Origin of the sequence: Nocardia sp. NPDC058497, from assembly GCF_042720195.1 — a bacterium.
Taxonomy (GTDB): Bacteria; Actinomycetota; Actinomycetes; order Mycobacteriales; family Mycobacteriaceae; genus Nocardia.
Window position 1 is genome coordinate 1 of sequence record NZ_JBHXMY010000818.1, and the last position, 2,045, is coordinate 2,045.

The window sequence follows — 2,045 nt, forward strand, 5'->3', positions numbered from 1 at the left end:
CGCGTCCGGATCCGGTGCCGCCGTGGTGGTGGAGGGTTTGGTGCGGGTGACCATCATGCCTCCTGGTCGACGGTGGTGAGGGTGTCGGCGAGGTGCTGGTCGTGCCCGGTCAGGGTGGTGCGGCAGACCTCGACGTGCCCGGCCTGGGTTTCGATCGCGCTCACGCAACCGTTCAGGTGGGTGGCGTGGTCGGTCATCGCGGCGATGAGCTGGGTGCGGAAGTCGGCGCCGATCAGCCCGAGCCCGGGAACGACCGCTGTTGCGGCTGTTGTGGCGTGGGTGGCGGCGGCGAGGTCACCGGCGACGGTTCGTGTCACCGCCACGAACTGTTGCGCGGTGGACGGATCGAAATCGAGCGACATGATGGCCCCCTTGGAGAATCTGGTTCGGAGAATTGGGTTCGGTCGGGTTGTCACAGTGACGAAGGTCGCGCAAGCCTGGGTAAGGCAGGTCGCGGCGGTGACCGTCGAATTGGTTGGGTCAGTGCGTATCTGCTCGGATCGGTCGGTTCCAGCAATGCGTCGATGTCCAAGACCGACCAGTAAACGAGGTGAAGATGGCGGGCACCGATCGCGGCGGCGGCAATGGCCTCGAGCAGCACGAGCCGGTCGCCGCCGATCCCTCCCAGTTGGCGGGGCCGCAGGCCGTAGTGGGCGAGCAGTCCGATGAGTTCCGCGCGAGCTCCGGCAGCATCGGTGCTCAGATCGACTAAGGCCAGCGTTGTCGGTCGGCTGCTGTTGCGGCGCCCCCAGCGGGTGGTCAACGCCGCCACTGCCCGAGTCTGCTCGTAGCGGCGAAGCGGCGGCAGCGGGTCGAACGCCGCCAGCGTGCGGGCGCGTCGCCGAACCTGGTTCAAGGCGGCCACGAACTGGTGGTGGATGCCGTCACGGAAACCGTGATGGATGAACAGTTCCCAGGACAGGACCACGGTGCGCATTCGGGTATCGGGGGGCACGGTGCGGTCGGTGGCGGGGAAGCTGAGGTAGGCCAGGGCGGTCGCGGCAGGCGAGAACGCCAACCCGGCCACGGTGCAGTGGGCGATCCCGTTGGGGATCCGGCAGGTGGGAAGGCTGCGCAGGATTCGGGCCGGTTGGGGTGGGCGGGTCATCCTTCAGTTGCCGATCATGGCGTTCATGATGGTTCCGGCGCTGGTGGCGACCGCGCGGCCGATCATGGCTCCGGCGATCATCTTCGGTGATTCCAGGCCGCCGCCGGTCCACTTCTCCCACGCGAACTTCCCGCCGGCGTAGGTGATGGCGATGACACCGGAGAGCAGGATGAACCAGGTGAAGTACCGCACCAGCTGCACGATCTTGTCCGACATCGGTGGTGCTTGTGGTGTCGGATTGGACAACTGCGCCACCAGATCGTAGCCGGTCTGCAGGACGGGATGCATCGAAATCCTTTCGGAGAAGCTGGTGGGGTGGGTCAATGTCCGGTGTCGGTGGTGATTCCGGGCTGGCGCACGAGCGTTGACGGCGGCGTTGTCGCGTCGGCGCTGATGCCGGGTTGGCTGGGCCCCGCTGTAGTGGCCGTCGATGCCGGACCGGGAGACTGGTCGGCTGGTAGGGAGGGCGGGGCAACGAGTTGGGGTGCTCCCACCACCTCGACCGGCGAGGGGCTCGGTGAGGTGGTGGGAGCGGGCAGGTCCACGCTGCGGATCGTGGACGTGGTCGAGGACCCCGGCACCAGCGTGCTCGCTGGTGGCCGCGCCGATTCGGTGGTGCGACGGACGGTGGTCGGTGGTGAGGTCGCGGCGTCGTGGGCGGCGGCGGCCAGCCACGCACCGGCCCATGCTGCGGGGGAGGGGCCGTCACCGATGGTGTGGGAGTAGGCGTCGTGACGCATCCCGGTTTCCCACAGCCGCACCCACGTTGTGAGGTCGAGCAATGCCTGGTTGTCGGAGACCTCACGCCGCACGACATCGAACGCGGCCGTGACGAGCCGGTCACCGGTCGTCGGCGGAATCAAGTCGTTGACCGGGGGGGGGTACTTCTCACCCCACAGAGCCCCCCCGGCCCCCCGCTTGGGGAAGACGCACCGGG

The 2,045-nt window shown here is 68.1% G+C and carries 3 protein-coding genes and 1 pseudogene; all 4 read right to left on the reverse strand.

Features of this window, described 5'->3' with window-relative positions; genetic code table 11:
• Positions 1-53: 53 nt before the first annotated feature.
• Complete coding sequence (locus ACFWPJ_RS31325) at positions 54-362, reverse strand: type VII secretion target (protein WP_378856904.1); 309 nt, start codon at positions 360-362, stop codon at positions 54-56.
• A gap of 50 nt (positions 363-412) precedes the next feature.
• On the reverse strand, positions 413-937 hold the full coding sequence (locus tag ACFWPJ_RS31330) for a hypothetical protein (RefSeq protein WP_378856906.1): 525 nt from the start codon (positions 935-937) through the stop codon (positions 413-415).
• 174 nt (positions 938-1,111) lie between these two features.
• Entirely contained in the window at positions 1,112-1,396 is a 285-nt protein-coding gene (locus ACFWPJ_RS31335; RefSeq protein ID WP_378856908.1) for a hypothetical protein, read from the reverse strand.
• 32 nt (positions 1,397-1,428) lie between these two features.
• Positions 1,429-2,045 (reverse strand): annotated as a pseudogene (locus ACFWPJ_RS31340) (hypothetical protein); the annotation flags it as partial.

Excerpts from the sequence above, each read along its gene's own strand:
- ACFWPJ_RS31330 (WP_378856906.1), bottom strand. The coding sequence starts at position 937 with ATGCGCACCGTGGTCCTGTCCTGGGAACTGTTCATCCATCACGGTTTC.
- ACFWPJ_RS31335 (WP_378856908.1), bottom strand. The coding sequence starts at position 1,396 with ATGCATCCCGTCCTGCAGACCGGCTACGATCTGGTGGCGCAGTTGTCC.
- ACFWPJ_RS31325 (WP_378856904.1), bottom strand. The coding sequence starts at position 362 with ATGTCGCTCGATTTCGATCCGTCCACCGCGCAACAGTTCGTGGCGGTG.